This is a genomic window from Paenibacillus alkaliterrae, assembly GCF_021532375.1.
Taxonomy (GTDB): domain Bacteria; phylum Bacillota; class Bacilli; order Paenibacillales; family Paenibacillaceae; genus Pristimantibacillus; species Pristimantibacillus alkaliterrae.
Map to the genome: position 1 here is coordinate 1 of NZ_JAKGAP010000004.1, position 17776 is coordinate 17776.

The 17776-nt window shown below is 48.0% G+C and carries 14 protein-coding genes and 1 pseudogene; 7 read left to right on the forward strand and 8 right to left on the reverse strand.

Going from position 1 to position 17776, the window contains the following annotated elements; all coding sequences use genetic code 11:
- The first annotated feature begins 553 nt into the window (after nucleotides 1-553).
- On the forward strand, nucleotides 554-688 hold the full coding sequence (locus L1N85_RS27040; protein WP_268818114.1) for a hypothetical protein: 135 nt from the start codon (nucleotides 554-556) through the stop codon (nucleotides 686-688).
- A gap of 779 nt (nucleotides 689-1467) precedes the next feature.
- On the opposite strand, the gene L1N85_RS02150 is transcribed toward L1N85_RS27040, so the two are convergent.
- Both L1N85_RS02150 and L1N85_RS02155 read right to left on the reverse strand, forming a co-directional pair.
- Nucleotides 1468-1641, reverse strand: coding sequence for a hypothetical protein (locus L1N85_RS02150; protein WP_235234461.1), 174 nt, complete (start codon nucleotides 1639-1641; stop codon nucleotides 1468-1470).
- Entirely contained in the window at nucleotides 1625-2302 is a 678-nt protein-coding gene (locus L1N85_RS02155; RefSeq protein WP_235234463.1) for a hypothetical protein, read from the reverse strand. The genes L1N85_RS02150 and L1N85_RS02155 overlap by 17 nt, the downstream gene beginning before the upstream one ends.
- Before the next feature lie 219 nt (nucleotides 2303-2521).
- Here L1N85_RS02155 and L1N85_RS02160 point away from each other — a divergent pair, with 219 nt between their 5' ends.
- From L1N85_RS02160 to ilvD, 5 genes and pseudogenes are all read left to right on the forward strand, one after another.
- Entirely contained in the window at nucleotides 2522-3004 is a 483-nt protein-coding gene (locus L1N85_RS02160) for a transposase (protein WP_235234465.1), read from the forward strand.
- A gap of 708 nt (nucleotides 3005-3712) precedes the next feature.
- Nucleotides 3713-4249, forward strand: a complete 537-nt coding sequence (locus L1N85_RS27815; protein WP_407946306.1) for an IS630 family transposase — start codon at nucleotides 3713-3715, stop codon at nucleotides 4247-4249.
- Nucleotides 4250-4412: 163 nt separating this feature from the next.
- Nucleotides 4413-4687, forward strand: a pseudogene (locus tag L1N85_RS27820) (IS630 family transposase).
- 229 nt (nucleotides 4688-4916) lie between these two features.
- Complete coding sequence (locus tag L1N85_RS02170; RefSeq protein ID WP_235234466.1) at nucleotides 4917-5168, forward strand: hypothetical protein; 252 nt, start codon at nucleotides 4917-4919, stop codon at nucleotides 5166-5168.
- A gap of 295 nt (nucleotides 5169-5463) precedes the next feature.
- Entirely contained in the window at nucleotides 5464-7149 is a 1686-nt protein-coding gene (gene ilvD / locus L1N85_RS02175) for a dihydroxy-acid dehydratase (RefSeq protein ID WP_235234467.1), read from the forward strand.
- A gap of 63 nt (nucleotides 7150-7212) precedes the next feature.
- Here the strand turns inward: ilvD and L1N85_RS02180 are convergent, their stop codons facing one another.
- Nucleotides 7213-8616, reverse strand: coding sequence for a polysaccharide deacetylase family protein (locus tag L1N85_RS02180; RefSeq protein ID WP_235234469.1), 1404 nt, complete (start codon nucleotides 8614-8616; stop codon nucleotides 7213-7215).
- A 169-nt stretch (nucleotides 8617-8785) separates the two neighbouring features.
- On the opposite strand from L1N85_RS02180, the gene ytvI reads away from it, so the two are divergent.
- Nucleotides 8786-9940: a sporulation integral membrane protein YtvI gene (gene ytvI / locus L1N85_RS02185; RefSeq protein WP_235234472.1), complete on the forward strand. Its 1155-nt coding sequence runs from the start codon at nucleotides 8786-8788 to the stop codon at nucleotides 9938-9940.
- 86 nt (nucleotides 9941-10026) lie between these two features.
- Here ytvI and L1N85_RS02190 read toward each other — a convergent pair whose 3' ends face one another.
- The 5 genes from L1N85_RS02190 to mltG all read right to left on the reverse strand — a co-directional run bounded on the left by L1N85_RS02190 (nucleotide 10027) and on the right by mltG (nucleotide 17710).
- Nucleotides 10027-11934 (reverse strand): peptidoglycan D,D-transpeptidase FtsI family protein, encoded by a 1908-nt coding sequence (locus L1N85_RS02190; protein WP_235234473.1) that lies wholly within the window; start codon nucleotides 11932-11934, stop codon nucleotides 10027-10029.
- Between the two features lie 120 nt (nucleotides 11935-12054).
- A complete protein-coding gene (locus L1N85_RS02195) occupies nucleotides 12055-14271 on the reverse strand; it encodes a methyl-accepting chemotaxis protein (RefSeq protein ID WP_235234474.1) in 2217 nt (738 codons plus the stop codon).
- A 132-nt stretch (nucleotides 14272-14403) separates the two neighbouring features.
- Nucleotides 14404-15666 (reverse strand): peptidase U32 family protein, encoded by a 1263-nt coding sequence (locus L1N85_RS02200; protein ID WP_235234476.1) that lies wholly within the window; start codon nucleotides 15664-15666, stop codon nucleotides 14404-14406.
- A gap of 18 nt (nucleotides 15667-15684) precedes the next feature.
- Nucleotides 15685-16617, reverse strand: a complete 933-nt coding sequence (locus L1N85_RS02205) for a peptidase U32 family protein (protein ID WP_235234478.1) — start codon at nucleotides 16615-16617, stop codon at nucleotides 15685-15687.
- A 61-nt stretch (nucleotides 16618-16678) separates the two neighbouring features.
- Entirely contained in the window at nucleotides 16679-17710 is a 1032-nt protein-coding gene (mltG, locus tag L1N85_RS02210; protein ID WP_235234610.1) for an endolytic transglycosylase MltG, read from the reverse strand.
- Nucleotides 17711-17776 lie beyond the last annotated feature (66 nt).

Genomic DNA, 17776 nt, shown 5'->3' on the forward strand with positions numbered 1-17776 from the left:
CTATAGCCCGAAGCTGAATCTGATCGAAGGGCTCTGGGGCTGGCTTAAGGAATCGGTCATTAATAACGTCTTTTTTAATACAGTTCAGAAGATTCGCAAGGCTGTTCAAGGCTTCATCCATGAGATCAACAAAACACCCGAAGTGACCGTCGATAGGCTTTGTGTTCAATTATAAATCTCTATTGCCGGGTATATAGGTTTGCGAACGAGAGTTCATGAAGGTTTCTATTGTTGATAAATCATTAAGAGGGGATGAAGAATATTATTGTCCATATTGTTCTCACTTTGACAATACATTGGGTTTCAACACAGTCAATCAGCAGACGTATATTCAAGCTTATTTACAAACCGTTGTTGCTGAGATCATTAATAAGACAGATTCTGTTGACGGACGGAGACTGCCTTTTTCTCACTAATTGAAGATCTCGCCGATGCGGTAGAGACGAAGGCGATGGATGATAAAACGGCATTGCGCGATACACGCAACGGTAAGCTCGTCGATACGAATATCGTCGCGCCGACCCGCCAACACATTTTCAACTAGAGATTGGATATGGATGTGGATGGCGAGTCGAACTCCATCGGTGAAATTTTGCCGAAAGCGGTATCGGTTGCTAAACCGGAGTTTGCGCGCAGCGAGATGATTACGGTCGAGAAGACTTACAAGGTTGAACAGGAGGCCATTTAGAAGTTTAATCCGGTCAAAATCGTGCTGGTGACGAACACATTCAAAGAAAATAAATTAGGCTACGCAACAGGCAGTCAAGTCATGCCATATGCGGGAGGCACTCATCCATTCATGGAGGGCTCGCTCTTCATGATAACGGACTACGTATTGAAGCGAGCGGAATTAATTATCATATTTGGGTAACGCCTTACAAGAGGGATGAGTTTTATTCGGAGGGGAAATTTACGACCCATAATACAGATACCTACTTGGTCTATGGACGCAGCAAAACCGCAACATTGAGAACAAGGATACGGTTGTATGACTCACATCGGGAACGACGCATGTCATGAGGCGGAGTAATTTCCGATCATGCCTACGGAATGGGTAACGGCGATGATTAAGCGTAATAAGCATCCGTTTATTTGCCGACGGGGCATATGAACGGACTGTTTCTATTATCGTCGCGCTATATCGCTTGCTGGTTCGATGTCCTCCTAAAGCGCAGAAGAGCGAGGATAGAGAGAACAGGGCGATTTTAACCTGCGTGAAAATAAGCTTCGCATTCTGGCGAATCGCAAGAATGCCTTCCTAGGTCACCGGAGCGTGGTCTCGTCGGACGAAGAGGCTGGGCGACCTGTCAGCTTTCTTGTAGAAGTTCGGGCATTCGTGCAGCAGGTGTGCATTGCACAGCGCATGGCCTTGTCTGCAGGCTATCGCTACTATTACCTTCGCTATGAACCCTAGAGATAGTGCTTATGTTAGCCGCACAAAAAAAATTCACTTTATTCAGCGCCTAGTCATTTTTCTTTGGTTTTTCGCAAAGATAAAAGGAAAATCGTAAGAAGAACTAATGAAAGAACAATAAAAGCCAATCCTACATAGAAATGAAATCCTGATTGATTTAAAGTTTTGTATCCTCCTAAAAAAAATCCAAATATTGAGAATCCTATAAGACTATAATCTTTTTTCATACTGGTTTCCGCCTTTTATAGTGCTTGGGCTATAAGATTGAGCTTTCAAATAGTTGAATTTTATTTCCATCTCTCTTTTATTGCTCAATGAAGTTCTAACTCGTATCTTCCAAAGCTTACTTTTAGAAAAATGATTAATACTGAAACAACAAAAATATGATTTCTTATATTCACGTTCTTTAGTTGAAGCCTCAATAATAACAGGTATTATATCAAATATTTCGTCCTCTGAATATATTTCTAACAACATTAAAAAATCAAACTTGACATTTTCGAGATCACACCATATATTCACTAGTTCTTGCGAATTATTCAAATTATTTATTCTATTAAATGGATGGTACAGTTTGGATTCATTGGAATAAACCAAGTTTTCACAGCAAAATAAATCAGAAATGATAATTGAATTTACATTTTTAGTAATGTTTTCATTCGTAGAATAAATAACTTTATTTCTCATCATAAATTTTTTTCTAATATCCGGTATTATAATATTTTCATTTATTTTAATACAATAGAATTGATGTGAATTTATCTTACTATCATCCAATATCCATTTGTCTATTTCTTGTCTTAATAGGTTTACTTCAAAATCATCTGTTAAATAAGAAACACTGTTTATAGGTAAGTCATCATTTATAAAATCAAAAAGATGTTTCATAACTTCTCCTTTCTCAATGACCGGGAGACGAAAATTAATTATTTACTTGATTCTTGTAAAAACATTGTCATAGAAATCCATGGGTGAATAAGTCGGAAATCAGTTTTTCAACAGAACCTTTGTCGAAGCTGTAAAAATAAAAGGACATCGTACCGTTTCCAGCGAAATTGTTGGTCACCACAACACAACAGTTTCCAGAAAAGGGGATGTCCCAATTCCATGGTATTCGTACACGTAGCAATCGTCAAGTTTATTTTGTCTCTTCAGATGGGGTTTAGTAAACCTCAGATTCGCCATCTCATTTCCATCGTTAATGGCATTATTCTTTGTGAAGGACGCAAGAATATATCGACGATCCGCGAGGCTGCTGGTAAAGAGCGGCATCTCAGCTCGACTACTCGATTCTTGAATGAGTCGCCGTGGTCTGTGAATCACTTGCAAAAACAACGTATGGAACGAATCATGCAATCGATTCGGAAGCAGACAAGGAATCGTGGCAAGCGGATTGTCTATCTTCTATTATACGACACGTCATGCAAGAAAGAATCCACCACTCGCCGAATGGAAGGGCTGGACTTCCACTACTCTCATGAGAATGGAAAAAGTGTGTGGTCACATTGTATCGTCACAATGCATGTCGTCACCGAAGGGCAATCCTTTGCCGGGGATTATCGCCCGTATTTCCGTGAGAAGTATTATTAGTGGATATAAACAAATATTGGTTTATTTAAATGCGGTCACGGAAAGTGAAATTCTGCTGATAACAGCAGGCTGACTAGCGTTGCATAAAATCTAGGTACTTACGAAAATTCAATATTCAGAAAAATGATTTTTGAGGTGAAATGAAAAAGATCGGACAGTCCTCAAAGGTAGTCTGTTCATTTGGTTCAATTATACAGTTATGATCACTTTTATGCGATAATCATCCTTATCCATCAGGTCTCGGTTCGTTTTCATTGTCGTCCTCTCGACGTTCGACTGGGCTTTTTCTTCAGCTGCAGTATCCACTGACCGTACGGTTGCCACAATAGCTTGGTTAGCCAGCGAGTGAGTTGCAGCAGGCTATGACGGGTCTTCTTTTCCAGTTTAACCAGTGCGAGCAAGCAGAAGGTTGAGTTACAGAAGGGAAATTGTTCTTGTTTGGAGAAATTTATAGTTTAACAAAGGAAATAGCCTCTCGGAATTAAAGCCTGGCTAAAGGGATGAAAGTGGGGGCAACGATCCTTTGGAGCTGGAAAACCTGGAATATGAAAACCAATTTCAAAAAAGGGCAGACTACCCCAATTTTGAGATTTCGTTTTTTTAAAGACTATATATCCGGCAATAGATGGTTGGAATAATTTTCTGGACAGTGAGAGCTGAGTCGTATATCGTAAAATCATAACTCTATGAACCCGCGGGGTACGATAAATGAAACTGCCAAAACTCCTTCAAGAAGATCAGAACGATCCAGAAATTCAGGCGATTAAAGCGGCCATTAAGGCGAATAAGGACTTGAGAATGCACGAAAGATATCAAACGATCTTACTTGATCTGCATGGCGTGTCCAAGAAAGACACCAGCAAGATCATCGGACGTTCGCTTTCCACCGTCTACAATTACATTAACGCCTATCGTCAAGAAGGCATCAAGGGGTTGAGAATCGAAACGCCTCCGGGACGCCAGCGGTTTCTGAGCGCCGAACAAGAACAGCGCGTCTATCAAACGATTGTAAATCAGACACCTGCGGATGTGGGCTTTCCTGCCAAAATGAATTGGACTTCACCGATCATCCGAAAATGGATCGAACGAGAATTTGGCGTGTTGTACTCGGATCGTGGAACCCGAGAATTGCTATATCGATTGAAGCTTAGTTTTACGGTACCTACGTATACGTTGGCGAAGGCAGACCCAGCGAAGCAGGAAGCGTTTGTGCAGGAGTTCGAAGAATATAAAAAAAACTCCTGAACGGTGAAATTGATCGAATTCTGTTCATCGATGAGTCCATGATTCGTGACTACCAAGCGCTGTCCCGCACGTGGTTTCCCAAAGGGAAGCAGAAAATCGTCCCTACCTATGGAAGCATCATGGTGCCAAGCTGATCGGTTCTCTGGATTACGAAACAGGAGAAGTGTTTTGCACTCAGGAAATCCAATATACCGCTCAAGAATTTTTGTCTTTCCTGGAAAAACTGTTGAAGAAGTACGAGAATCAGAACATCGTTCTTGTACTGGATAATGCGAAAATTCATCACGCGGCGCTCATTCAACCGTTTTTGCAAGAGCATCAGTCTGTTCTCACCTTGCTGTATCTCCCTCCTATAGCCCGAAGTTGAATCTGATCGAAGGGCTCTGGGGCTGGCTTAAGGAATCGGTCATTAATAACGTCTTTTTTAATACAGTTTAGAAGATTCGCAAGGCTGTTCAAGGCTTCATCCATGAGATCAACAAAACACCCGAAGTGACCGTCGATAGGCTTTGTGTTCAATTATAAATCTCTATTGCCGGGTATATAGCATATAGTTCAAGCACCAAACGATCGAACTTTCAATTGTCATTCCAACGGAAATCTGGTAAAATAGAGACAAACAAATGTTCGCAACTTGCATCCACTTTGAATCGAAAGGATGTGCTCCATGAGTGAGGAATTGCTTTATCAGATTGTTGAAAAACTGAATGCCATTGAACTTCGACTGGATAATACAGCTACGAAGGACGATATCGCCAATATGGTTACCAAAGACGATATCGCTGAACTTCATCTCAAATTTGATGATATGGCGGCGAAAGTATCTCGAATAGATGCCAAATTAGAATCTACATTTGAGCAGGTCGTTCGAAATACAGAAATGATATCTTCTTTCATGGAAATAGCTGCAACAGTTTAAGAAAATACAACCGATATCAAACTGCTTAAAAAGCTGGTTGCCAATTACTAATCAAACAATCGCGCCATAATAAACGAAGAACCGCTGGAGAATACACTCCGGCGGTTCTTGCTGCTATAGAAACATACTCATGTTCATCGTTGATATAACCGTCTGATCCGGAATAATCGTCCGGGCGGCAAGCTTCCACTCGCAGTCTAGCCGCACGATGACGTCAGCCATTATAGCCAACGCTTGTCCGATGTGATAAAATTGAGAGTATCGGTATTTTATTAAGCATATAGGGGGCACATACATGGCGACCAAAAGAATGCGATCAGACATGATCAAAAAAGGATTCGACCGCGCACCGCATCGCAGCTTGCTGCGTGCCGCAGGCGTCAAAGAGGAAGACTTCGGCAAGCCGTTCATCGCGGTTTGCAACTCTTATATTGATATTATTCCCGGTCACGTTCATTTGCAGGAATTCGGCAAGCTCGTTAAAGAAGCGATTCGCGAAGCTGGCGGAGTCCCATTCGAATTTAACACCATTGGCGTCGATGACGGTATCGCAATGGGTCATATCGGAATGCGTTACTCGCTCGCAAGCCGTGAAATCATTGCAGACTCCATCGAAACGGTCGTTAACGCTCACTGGTTCGACGGTATGGTTTGCATTCCGAACTGCGACAAAATTACGCCGGGCATGATTATGGGCGCGCTTCGCGTCAATATCCCGACGATGCTTGTCAGCGGCGGACCTATGAAAGCAGGCAAAACGTCCGACGGCCGTTCGATCTCGCTTTCCAGCGTTTTCGAAGGCGTAGGGGCTCACCAAGCTGGCAAAATCAACGACGAGCAATTGCAAGAGCTCGAACAATTCGGTTGTCCGACATGCGGCTCCTGCTCCGGTATGTTTACGGCAAACTCGATGAACTGCTTGGCAGAAGGTCTCGGCCTTGCCTTGCCTGGCAACGGCACCATTCTAGCCGTTGCTCCTGAGCGCAAAGAGTTCGTTAAGGAAGCTGCCCGCCAGCTGATGAAAATTATTGACCTTGGCATTAAACCGCGGGATATCGTGACGAAGGATACGATCGACAACGCATTCGCGCTTGATATGGCGATGGGCGGCTCTACTAACACTGTGCTTCACACGCTTGCTATCGCGCATGAAGCAGGCATCGAATATCCAATCGAACGCATTAACGAAGTTGCTGAGCGCGTGCCTCACCTTGCCAAAATCGCTCCAGCCTCCGATTATCACATCGAGGATATGCATAATGCAGGCGGTGTCAGCGCCGTTCTGAACGAGCTGTTCAAGAAAGAAGGTGCTTTGAAGGGCGACTGCTTGACGGTTACGGGCAAGACGCTTCGCGAAAATGTTATCGGCTGCGAAATTCAAGATACGGACGTCATTCGTACGATCGACAATCCGCATACGGAGCGCGGCGGCTTGGCCGTCCTGTTCGGCAACCTTGCTCCAAACGGCGCCATTATCAAAACAGGCGCAGTTGACAAATCGGTTGGCGGCTACCACAAAGGACCTGCTATTTGCTTCGATTCCCAGGACGATGCCCTAGCCGGTATCGCAAACGGCAAAATCAAGGAAGGCCACGTCGTCGTTATTCGTTATGAAGGACCTCGCGGCGGTCCCGGTATGCCGGAAATGCTTGCCCCTACTTCGCAAATCGTCGGTATGGGACTTGGCGCGAAGGTTGCGCTTATTACGGACGGCCGCTTCTCCGGCGCATCCCGCGGAATCAGCATCGGACATGCTTCCCCAGAGGCTGCTGAAGGCGGTCCGATCGCATTCGTTCAAGACGGTGACATCATCGAAATCGACATGAACAACCGTACGATGGATCTTCTCATCAGCGACGAGGAGTTCGAGAAACGCCGCTCCGAATGGCCAGGCTTCGAGCTCAAGATCAAACGCGGCTACCTTGCGCGTTACGCTCACCTCGTTACATCCGCCAGCACTGGCGGCGTTATGAAAATGTAATTTTAAACAATAAAGGAGTGCAGGCCGATTGCAGCTTGCACTCCTTTTTTTGATACATAGCGATTAAATGGCTGTTGTTTTCGTACCCAGCTGCGCAGCTTCGTCGGCTGCTGCGCTTATGGTTCGTTCGACAGCAACGCTCATACGTTCGGCGCTCGCCTGTCTATTATTAGGCTGCAATGCGGCATAACCTCTGATGATCTCGACAGGCATTAACAGCATGCGCGGCGATATCGTCTCTCTTCGCTGCTTGCCTTTTGCCGTCTGCTGCTTCTTCGTTAACACTCGGATAAGTATCCGCAGGTAAACCCGCGTCGACCTGGCAAACCAGCCCTCAGGCAGCTTGTAAATTTCGAAGCCCAACCGGTCTGCACCGCGATGAATCATCGTGACTCCGTAGACCGCTTTAATGTCGCTTGCCTCCGCGTCCTCCGCAAGCTGATTTGCAAGCAGCGGGAGCGCTTGCTCCACCTCGCGCAGCATCCGAATGCCGGTAGCTACCGGCGATTTCGAGGTCGCAGCTATCGTTGACAGCTTTTTGTTATCGAAATGCAATTCTGCAATACGGTCGCCTTTAGTAACACTTCCACCCCCGGCGAGCTGAACCGATTTTCCATGATACGTAGTAATGCGATAATGAAAGGCCGGATCCCCAGCGTCGCCTACCGTTTTCAGCCGAAACACAACATGGAAGGCCCGCTCCCATAGCAGCCAGAGCGAAATGAGACCCTTCTTAATGAAGGAAGTATGAGCCGCTCTCGCAGCGTCGGTAAGCTTGATCATCTCCTCGATGCCAACGAAACGATAGCCGCGCTTCGTTCCTTCTTCCAAATAGATTTCCAATGCAATAAGCATATTACGAGGCGCATCCTTATCCGCTCCAAAGGTCGTTCCGCAGTCATGCAGCAGCATGACCTCTCCGGGTCTGAGCTTCTTCAGCATACGCTTCTTGAGGCGCTCCGCGCCGACGCGTATCCGCCAATCCCCGAACATGGCCGACCATAAAATAATTTGCAAATAACCTAAATTCGCATAGTCAAACACGTTTACAATTCCCCAAGGCGGTCGATAATAAGCCGAACGTACGCCCGTTGCATGCTCGATAATTTCGCCGGTCCGTTCTATTTGCTGCTTCACCGAGCGGGGACGCATTAGCCAATTCGATTTATGAACGTAATTATGAATGCCGATGATATGGCCCTCCGCCTTCATCCTCCGCAGCAGTTCTTCCTGCTGTTCCGCATGAGAGCCTACAACGAAAAAGGTCGCTTTCGCATTATAACGAGCGAGCAAATCAAGCAGCTGCGGCGTATAGACCGGATCAGGACCGTCATCGAACGTAAGGGAAATTTCCTTTTCAACGCGGCCCTTCTTAAAAACGCGAAAGCCGAAAGTACGGCTTATAAGGCCCGGGAGGAATGCATAAAACGTTGCGAAGTATATTCCCCACATCAGCAAATTTTCCATTTTGACTTCCCCACCGTTATATGATTTAGTCGACGATTGAGCAGCGGTGCAAAACAACAACAACAATAGCTTTAATTTTAGCATATTGCAATAAAAAATAGGCATCTTTTTTTGAACTGTAGTACAATCTTAATGGAAATATGATTTTGAAAAAAGAAGGAGTATTGCCATGCTGCCATTTTACAAAAAGTATTGGAGAACCGCTTTTGACATTGCGCTTATCGCGCTCACGGTATACTTAATTATGTATTCCTTCAGCTACTTATACCGGATCGCAACCCCGATATTTTTTTCCTTCCTAATTTATTTATGTATCGAACCGCTTGCGAGACGACTGAACAAGCTGGGCATGAAGAAATCGATCGCTTCGGGCATTTCCGTCCTGTTGTTCACGATCATTATACTCGGCGCCTTCTCGGGCGCTGCCTACCTATTGACGAAGCAAGGTACGGAGCTTGTCGCTAATTTCCCTAAATATCAGGAAATGCTGGCCGAACAAATCGCGAATATAACGGAAGATATTCAGATGCGCTTTGGATCTCTTCCACCGGATTTGGATTTGGTCGAACGTTCCAAGGATTTAATAGAAGGCGCAACCGCTACGCTCGCAGCCTTCGGACAGACGGTGCTGCTTAACATCGTCGGCTACGTCTCTTCCTTCTCGACCTTCGTTTTTAATTTCATCGTCGGCATTATATTGGCTTATTTCCTGAGCATAGAAATTACGGCCTGGAAAAAAACGGCGGATGACAAAACGCCAAATACGTTCAAAAAAGCGTTCTTCTTCCTGCGCAACAATGTATTTAAAGGAATTGCTCTTTACATAAAAGCGCAGGCGAAAATGATCGGTATTACGTTTATCGTAATATTGATCGCTTTGGTGCTGCTAGGCGTGGACAATGCTTTCATCATAGCGGTCGTAGCCGCCATCTTCGATATTTTGCCGCTGCTCGGCGTTGGCGCCGTGTTCATCCCATGGATCATTTATTTGGTCATCGTCGGTCAAATATCGCTTGCGATTTGGCTGTCTGCGCTCTTCCTAACGGTCGTGCTCACGCGCCAAATTCTTGAGCCGAAGATAACGGGCGACTCGTTAGGCGTATCCGCCTTCACCATGCTCGCGTTCATGATTGTTTCTTTGTCCCTATTCGGCGTTGCAGGCGTCATTCTGTCGCCGATCTTAATGATTCTGATCAAAGCGCTTTACGACCAAGGCTACTTCCACCGCTGGATTCATGCGCCGCAGGGTGAGTTCGATAGCCCTAATGAGGGAGAATCTTTTGTAGAAAGCCTCTCGAGACGTGAAGGAGAGAGGAAAGAATAAACGAGCGGTTCTAGAACATTTCCATTTCCCCTTCAAAGAAAGGCCGTCCTGTCATCTGCCATAGCAGACAACGGGACGGCCTTTTGTTAGCTATCCTGCCGTTTATTCAAGCGAGCGGCGATGTCCATGACGCCGCGGAAGAGCTTGGTCGCCTGGTTTGCGCTGCCAGGCGGCTGATTTTCCACGAGCACAGCAATGGCGTAGCGCGGCTGCTTAACCGGGCCGTAGCCCGCAAACCACTGGTGGTTTCGGGCGGCTCCGGCCCGTACCGTTTCGGCGGTGCCGGATTTCCCGGCTACCGCCCACAGCCCTTGGCGGATCGATCGACCGGTTCCATGGTCGACGACCGCCTCCATGCCGCGCAGCAGCGCATGGGCGGTGGCCGGCTTGATCCGGCCGCCGGTGCCCTGCGCGCGCTGCGCGGGCAGCTTCACCATCCGCTGGCCGCTGGCATAGCGGATCTCGCTCACGAGGCGCGGCTCCATTACGCGTCCTCTATTCAGCAGCGTTACGATCAAATTTGCCGCCTGAAGCGGCGACATCCTTACATCACGCTGCCCGATCCCGCTCTGCGCGAGCACGCCTCCGTCGACGGGGGCGGGTGACGCCGCTCGCTTCCGCTCCGTGCGCATCGCCGCTTCCTTACCACGCCGCTTCTGTACCGCCTCCGTCTCAGCTGCTTTCGCGGCAGGGGCAAACAGTGCCCCTGCCTCTTCCTCCTCCAATAAACGAAGCGGTCCCGCAAAAGGCCCGAAGGCCCGCTCCCGATGCCAGCCCGCCTTATGGGCGATGCCAAGCGCATTTGCCGTGCTCTGCAGCTCAAACGCATTCAAGCGCTCAGCTATCGTCGCGAAAGCGATATTGCATGATTGCGCCAAGCCCTCTTCCAGCGTCAGAAGACCATGGCCTCCTTCCTTCCAGCATGACAGGCCGTACTTCCCGTATTCGCCATCGCAAAAAAAAGTATCATGGCGGTCCGTCACACCCGCCTCCAATGCGGCAGCCTCCGTTACAAGCTTAAAAACGGAGCCCGGCGCCACCGCCTTAAGAGCATGGTTCTCCCATTCGCTTCCATCGGCCGACTGGAATTGGCCCGGCTTCAGCTTTGGCCGGGACACCATCGCGACTATATCGGCATTATCCGCATCCAGTACGACGATTGATCCCTCCCGAAGCCCTTGCGCATCCGCATAGGCCTCTATCTCATTTTGCAGCTTTAAATCAAGTGTAGTGATCGCCTTCAAAGGATAATACCGATTGCCCGGTTGCGTAAGCCGCAAGTCGAGCCCATGCAGCGGAGCATTGCGTCCATCCATAAAATAGGAGACTGAGGTGCTGCCAACACCGCGAAGCAGCATATCGAGCGACTTCTCAAGCCCAGCCCCGCCTACTTGCTCCGTAAGCTTCCTCTTCCCGCTCACAAGCTCATCGGGATGCTCAGCCATTAGCCACTCAGGGTGCTGGCTCGTAAAACCAATGACATGCTTAGCTTCAAAATCAGGCAAATATCGATTGCGGTACGGGAGTACACGAATCCCGTTTAGCCCCAGCCTCTTTATTTGCCGGACCTGTTCATCACTCAGTCTAACGGGCCCTTTATTTCCGTCAGTCTGCCAAAATATCGGTTCTCGTACCGCATCCCATCTTTGAGTCAATTGCTCCGCAGTCACCCCTAGCAGTGCGCTAAGCTTTGCCAACTCCTCCTTTTCGCCGCGCGCATCTCCGCGAACAGGAAACAGGGCGACAGTCGAATAAGTCTCCCCCGTAATCGGCAAGCCGTATCGATCATAAAAATCGCCCCGTCCCGTATCCAGCACCAAATTGCGCTGACGCTGCATCACCGAAAGCCGCTGCCAGCCGCCCTGGCTGCTGCTTCTTGAATAAACCGCTGCCGAAGAGCTTCCCGGCATAAGCTGAAGCCACGCGAGACGTCCTATATACAGCAGCATCACCATGCTGATTAATAATGCTGCAACCCAAATCCTCTTAAACATGCCATTTCACCACTTTCCTCTCATCATTATTTCCTTCCCGTCCTTCCGTTCAAACCTCCACCTGCTCTGCGGATATAAAAAAAAGCCGTTCAGCATCAATCACTGAACAGCTCATCCATTTTATTCAATTTTGAATTGAGACAGCGAATTCTTAAGCTCGCGCGAGACCGCATCCAGCTTCTCGGACAAGCGTACCATGCCGTCGCTGATGCTAAGCTGCTCGGAGCTCAGAGAAGCGACTTCCTCGGAGGTTGCCGACGATTCTTCCGCAACGGCGCTGACATTCGTCATCGCTTCCGATAAGACCGACTGCGATTGATCAAGCTGGCTAATCGAATCCGTAACGAGCTCCAGCCTCTCGGCGAATTGTCCCATCTGGCCCTGTACCGTCAAGAAAATTTGATTCGCTTCCTTAACCGATCCAATCTGTTCTTGGAACAACGGATACGCATCCGACAGAACATGCACCGTCTCATCAATCTCGCCTCTAATTTTTTCTGTAATTTGTCCGACTACGTCAATGGACTGCCGGGATTGATCCGCAAGCTTACGGATTTCGTCGGCTACCACCATGAACCCTTTGCCCGCTGCCCCTGCGCGTGCCGCCTCAATCGTAGCGTTCAAGGACAAAATATTCGTTTGCTTCGTCAAGTTATTAAGCACATCCAATATTTTGACGATCGATCCCGTGCTTTCCTTCAGCGCATCGACCTTCTCGACCATGGAACGCGTCATTTCTTCCGTCATTCCCGTCTTTTGGATAAGAACGCCCATATATGCGGTACCCTGCTCGCTGGCCTTCTCTACCTCGCTTGCCGAGCGTACCATCTGCTGATTCGCATCGATTACTTTTTTCATTTGTACGTCGATGTTGCCCGTAAGATCGGTCCCTCTCTCAGCTTCAACCGCAAGGCTGGTAGCTCCGCCTGCAATTTCTTCGGTCGCAACCGCGATTTCCTTCGCAGATAATGCGGTTTTCCGCGACGCTTCCGTGAGGTCCGTTGCCGTTAGCAGCACATCCTCTGCGGAACGCGTCGTTTGGACGGCAAGCGCTTTAATTTGCGACATCATCAGGTTAAAGCTCTCAGAAAGCTCGCCGATCTCATCCTGGCGTTTCTTCATCGTGGAGCGAACGGTCAGGTTGCCGCCCGCGCCTTCATTCATCAAATTCCGAAGCTTAACTAACGGCTGTGCAATGGTCAAAATAACAAGCGCACCGATTGCGATCGCAATTAACGCCGCGACGAACACCGTAATCCAGGTCATCGTTTGAATAGCCTTCGCATCCTTGACGAGCTCATTAACCGGCACTGTGCCTATAAGCTTCCAGTCCATCGTTTCGAACGTTTTGTAAGCTGCCAGTACATCCGTGCCGTCCGTGGACGCAACTTTTAGAGAGCCATTATGGGCCATGTCTCCTTCTGTGGGCAAGCTTACTTTAGCCGGCTTACCGATCAGCTCCGTATTAGGAGAAGCGATATAATTGCCGTTCGAGTCAACAATCGACATCTCGCTTTCTTGACCGAGAACTACGTCGGCATAACGATTGCTTAATGAATCCAATTGAATTTCCATCAATAAAACATAAGAGGCTTCATTCGACATACTGTCTTTAATTATGCGGCTGACGCCGATGCTTGGATTAGCAGCAGTTCCAGCCAGACCTTCAGCCTGAGGCGCAATCCAATTTGTTTTTCCAGCCTTCTCGATCGTTTGGGTATACCACTCGGACTTCATGAGCTTTTCTGCATTGCTGGCAGCAGCCGAGCCGGCAGTTACAACGCTTAATTCCGGATTAATCGGCAGCAAAATCAAACCCGTAATCGTGTTATTGCCCATCACGTAGTTTTGCATCTTTTCGCTAAGTTTACGCGAGGCTTCAAACTTGTTGTAATCGTCTTTGCTGTCCAGCATAGACCTTACAGTTTCATGGAAATCTTTATCGATTAAAATTTGAAGCGTCAAATCCTCATACGTTTTATAAATGACATCCAAATTATTAGCCACTTGATTGACGGTCTGGAAGCTGGCATCGGATACCTTGCTTTCAACGATCTCCTTCGATTTCGAATAAGCCATAAGTCCTACTGTCAAGACACATGCGATAATGCTGCAAAAAATAATGGCAAAAAGCTTCATGCCGACAGACTTTATCGGGTTTGACAGCTTCGAATCCTTTACGGTATCCGATAAAGCGATAGCCGCCTGGGAAACTGCCTTCATGCCTGATTGCGCTTTCATGGAAAGAGCGGTTTTGCCGTTATTTTCCGCGCTCTGATGACTTTCATTGCTTTCCTTCTTCGACTTCATCGCTTTGTTTTCATCTGCATTTTTCATTGGGAAAGACACCGCCTTTAGCAATCTATTATTTTTATATCGGCAGACTCTTGTCAATTTATAATAATAAATGCATAAAAAAAGAGCCTTATTTTATTGGAAAAATAAGGATCTGGCAGCGCAGCATATATTTTATTTATTTCCGACCTTTTTGCGCATCATATCCATCGGCTTTACCGGCTTTAGGGTGCGAATCCGGATGTGCTGCAACGGATGGCGGGCCGCGTCGAGCGATTGACCTTCCGCATCGGTCAATTCCGTCACCGTCTGCTTGAAGAAGATGCCCTTTGGACCTACAAACTCGATCTCTTGCCCCAGCTTGAAATGATTGCGCTGCTGCACGGTAGCGAAGCCTGTTTTCGCATTGTAATCAAGTACGACTCCGGCAAAATCATAAGGAGCCGCTTTTTCTTCCGGCTCGTAAATATGATCCTCCGAGCCCGGCGTATCCAGGAAAAATCCCGTATTAAGCGGACGATTAGCCGCCTTATTAATCTCTTCTATCCATTCCTGCTTCAGCTCAAAATGCTCCGGGTCAGCGAAATAAGCGTCAATCGCTTGACGATACACATTGACGACAGTAGCCACATAATGGATGCTTTTCATTCTGCCCTCAATCTTGAAGCTGTCCACGCCAACCTCGATCAGTTCCGGTAAATACTCGATCATGCACAAATCCTTGGAGCCCATCGTGAACTTATCCTCTTCCTCCGGGTACAGCGGCATATCATCCACAAACAGATCGTATTTCCAGCGGCAGGATTGCGAACAGCCGCCGCGGTTGGAATCCCGATCCGTAAAATGATTGGACAGCACGCAGCGTCCGGAGAATGAGGAGCACATGGCTCCATGAATGAATGCTTCGATTTCAATATCGACATGCTTTTTAATTTCAGCAATGTCCTTGAAGCTCGTTTCGCGGGCCAGCACGACGCGCGGCAAGCCCTCGTATTTCCAAAACTGCACCGCCTGCCAGTTGAGCGTCGATTGCTGGGTGCTGAGATGCACCTCCAGCTTTGGCGCTGCGCGCTGCGCCGTCTCGATGATTGCCGGATCGGCAGCGATGATAGCGGCTATTCCCGCATCTTCAAGTCCGCGCAAATAATCCTCTAAACCTTCTACATCCTCGTTATGCGCATAAATATTCGTTGCGACGAACACCTTTGCCCCGTATCGGTTAGCGAACTCCACGCCTTCCTTCATTTCCTCGAAGCTAAAGTTGTCTGCGTTGGAACGCAGGCCATATTTCTGGCCGCCGATATATACGGCATCCGCGCCATAATGAACTGCGAATTTCAGCTTTTCCAAATTGCCGGCCGGAGCGAGCAACTCGGGCTTATCCAGACGATGCCGTTTGCCTTGGTAGCGCGGGGCCGTCTTCTCTGTTGTCGTCATTCTCTCTACCTCCTGCTCTCAATACACTTGCTCTTTGAAAAAGAAACCGTAGCTTAGCTCGCGATTAGGATCCTGTACTGCCTGAATCGATTCCAGCCACTCCTCCTGGAACTCATAGCCATTTGGATCTGCCAGGTATGCATCGATGGCCTGGCGATAAGCGCGAATAACGATTTCGTTGTATTCGATTGATTTCATAAGGCCTTCCACTTTCAGGCTGTGTACGCCTGCTTCCATCAGCTCCTGCAGATTCTCGACCATGCAAATATCGTCTGAGCTCATAATATGCGTTCCGTTCGCATCCTCGTATATCGGGTAACGTTCATCCTGCCGCTCAGCTTCCATCACATATAAGCCGCGCTCCTTGTCCTTCCGTGCCAAACGGTCCGGCTCTGACTGATGAGTCATATAGCTATTCACAAGCGAACGCTTGGAATGATAAATATTGGTCATTCCGTGCACCTGTACCTGCACCTCGAGCTCCGTATTCGAAATGGTTTCCACGACCTGCTCCATATTAAGCTCGCGAGCCAGCACGTATCTTGCGGCCCCTCTGCGTCCCCAATAATTTGCCGTGACGTAATTCGTAGAGGTCATCTCTGCATTCCAGTGCAAGGCCATGCCGTGCGCATGCGCACGCGCTGACATAAGAACGGCTGGATCACCGAAAACAATAGCGTCTACGCCTGCTTCCGCAAGTGAAGCCACATAGGCATCCAAAGACTCGACCGCATCGTTATCCATCAAATTATTCACTGCCGCATAAATCCGAACGCCTCCGGACTTCGCGGCCTTAACCGCTTCAGCCATGCGATCCAGGCTGAATTCTCCAGCTAACCGCATCCCGTAACGGGCTTCGCCAATAACAAATGCGTCTGCTCCTGCAGCAATGAGACGCTCCAGTTCCTCCATCGACGCAGCGGTAGCTAACAATTCAGGCTTATACGTCATTTTATTAATCCTCCTTATTCCGTTCCGCTTAAAGGCCCGCAAGCTTGTCCGCTTACCCTGCCTACTGGTTGCTCTTATCTATATTTCTCAAATGCTCGGAGTAGGTCTTCGCGAACAGATGCGTCTGCGTTCCGTCCTTTTTGGTTACATAGAACATATACTCCGTTTCCTCCGGATACAGTACCGCTTGAATCGATGCTAAGCTCGGGCTTGCAATCGGACCTGGCGGCAGGCCGTCAACCTCGTAAGTATTGTAAGGGCTCTCTACCTTCAAATCCTTGTTGTACAGCCTTTCCTTCGGTTTATCCAGCAAATATTGAATCGTCGCATCGATTTGGAGCCTCATGCCTTCCTTAATCCGATTATGAATGACTCCAGCCACCAGCGCACGCTCCTCGTCTACGACAACCTCCCGCTCAACGAGCGAAGCGATCGTGATAAGCTCATGCAGACTCATGCCCTTCTCCTCCAGCACGTCCAGCCAGCCCTCTGGAAGCTCGCCAAGCTTGCGATCAAGCTCCGAGACCATTCGTTTGATGATATCTTCTTCGGTACTGCCCGTCTTCATCTCATAGGTTTCCGGAAACAGGTACCCCTCCAGACGCTGATGCAGCTTATCATTCTCAGGAATGGAGCGTACCGCCTCAGCATCTCCCCAAGCGGATTGGGCTGCTATTAATGCAATGAATTTATTCTTATCGATTAAGCTCTCAGCAGCTAGCTTATCCGCAATTTGCAGCACCGTAAAACCTTCAGGTATCGTAAAGCGAATCGTTTCAGCCGCCACCGTGTCGCCGGCATTCAGCTTTGCAATGATCGCGTCATTTTCCATCCCCGGGTTAAGCTCATATTGGCCCGCTTGAAACCGTGAGCCCTGATCATGCAGCTTCAAGTAATATTTGAAAATAAATGAGTTCTTGATAATGCCATGCTGTTCAAGCAAATCGGCGACGTCATTTGCGGATGATCCCCTCGTAACTTCAATCTTGCGCATATCGCCCGCCTTTGCAGGCTGAAGACTGCTCCAAACGTATAAAGCGATGCTTCCTGCGCCGATGATCATAATGCCGAGCAAGCTTAAAACAACCCACATCGTAATGCGGCCGCGCTTTGGGCCCGCTTCTTGATAATCGTTATGATCTGACTGCTGTGATGACTT

Coding starts and splice junctions, on each gene's coding strand:
- L1N85_RS27040 (WP_268818114.1), top strand. CDS start 554: ATGGATGTGGATGGCGAGTCGAACTCCATCGGTGAAATTTTGCCGAAA.
- L1N85_RS02150 (WP_235234461.1), bottom strand. CDS start 1,641: ATGAAAAAAGATTATAGTCTTATAGGATTCTCAATATTTGGATTTTTT.
- L1N85_RS02155 (WP_235234463.1), bottom strand. CDS start 2,302: ATGAAACATCTTTTTGATTTTATAAATGATGACTTACCTATAAACAGT.
- L1N85_RS02160 (WP_235234465.1), top strand. CDS start 2,522: ATGGTATTCGTACACGTAGCAATCGTCAAGTTTATTTTGTCTCTTCAG.
- L1N85_RS27815 (WP_407946306.1), top strand. CDS start 3,713: ATGAAACTGCCAAAACTCCTTCAAGAAGATCAGAACGATCCAGAAATT.
- L1N85_RS02170 (WP_235234466.1), top strand. CDS start 4,917: ATGAGTGAGGAATTGCTTTATCAGATTGTTGAAAAACTGAATGCCATT.
- ilvD (WP_235234467.1), top strand. CDS start 5,464: ATGGCGACCAAAAGAATGCGATCAGACATGATCAAAAAAGGATTCGAC.
- L1N85_RS02180 (WP_235234469.1), bottom strand. CDS start 8,616: ATGGAAAATTTGCTGATGTGGGGAATATACTTCGCAACGTTTTATGCA.
- ytvI (WP_235234472.1), top strand. CDS start 8,786: ATGCTGCCATTTTACAAAAAGTATTGGAGAACCGCTTTTGACATTGCG.
- L1N85_RS02190 (WP_235234473.1), bottom strand. CDS start 11,934: ATGTTTAAGAGGATTTGGGTTGCAGCATTATTAATCAGCATGGTGATG.
- L1N85_RS02195 (WP_235234474.1), bottom strand. CDS start 14,271: ATGAAAAATGCAGATGAAAACAAAGCGATGAAGTCGAAGAAGGAAAGC.
- L1N85_RS02200 (WP_235234476.1), bottom strand. CDS start 15,666: ATGACGACAACAGAGAAGACGGCCCCGCGCTACCAAGGCAAACGGCAT.
- L1N85_RS02205 (WP_235234478.1), bottom strand. CDS start 16,617: ATGACGTATAAGCCTGAATTGTTAGCTACCGCTGCGTCGATGGAGGAA.
- mltG (WP_235234610.1), bottom strand. CDS start 17,710: ATGTGGGTTGTTTTAAGCTTGCTCGGCATTATGATCATCGGCGCAGGA.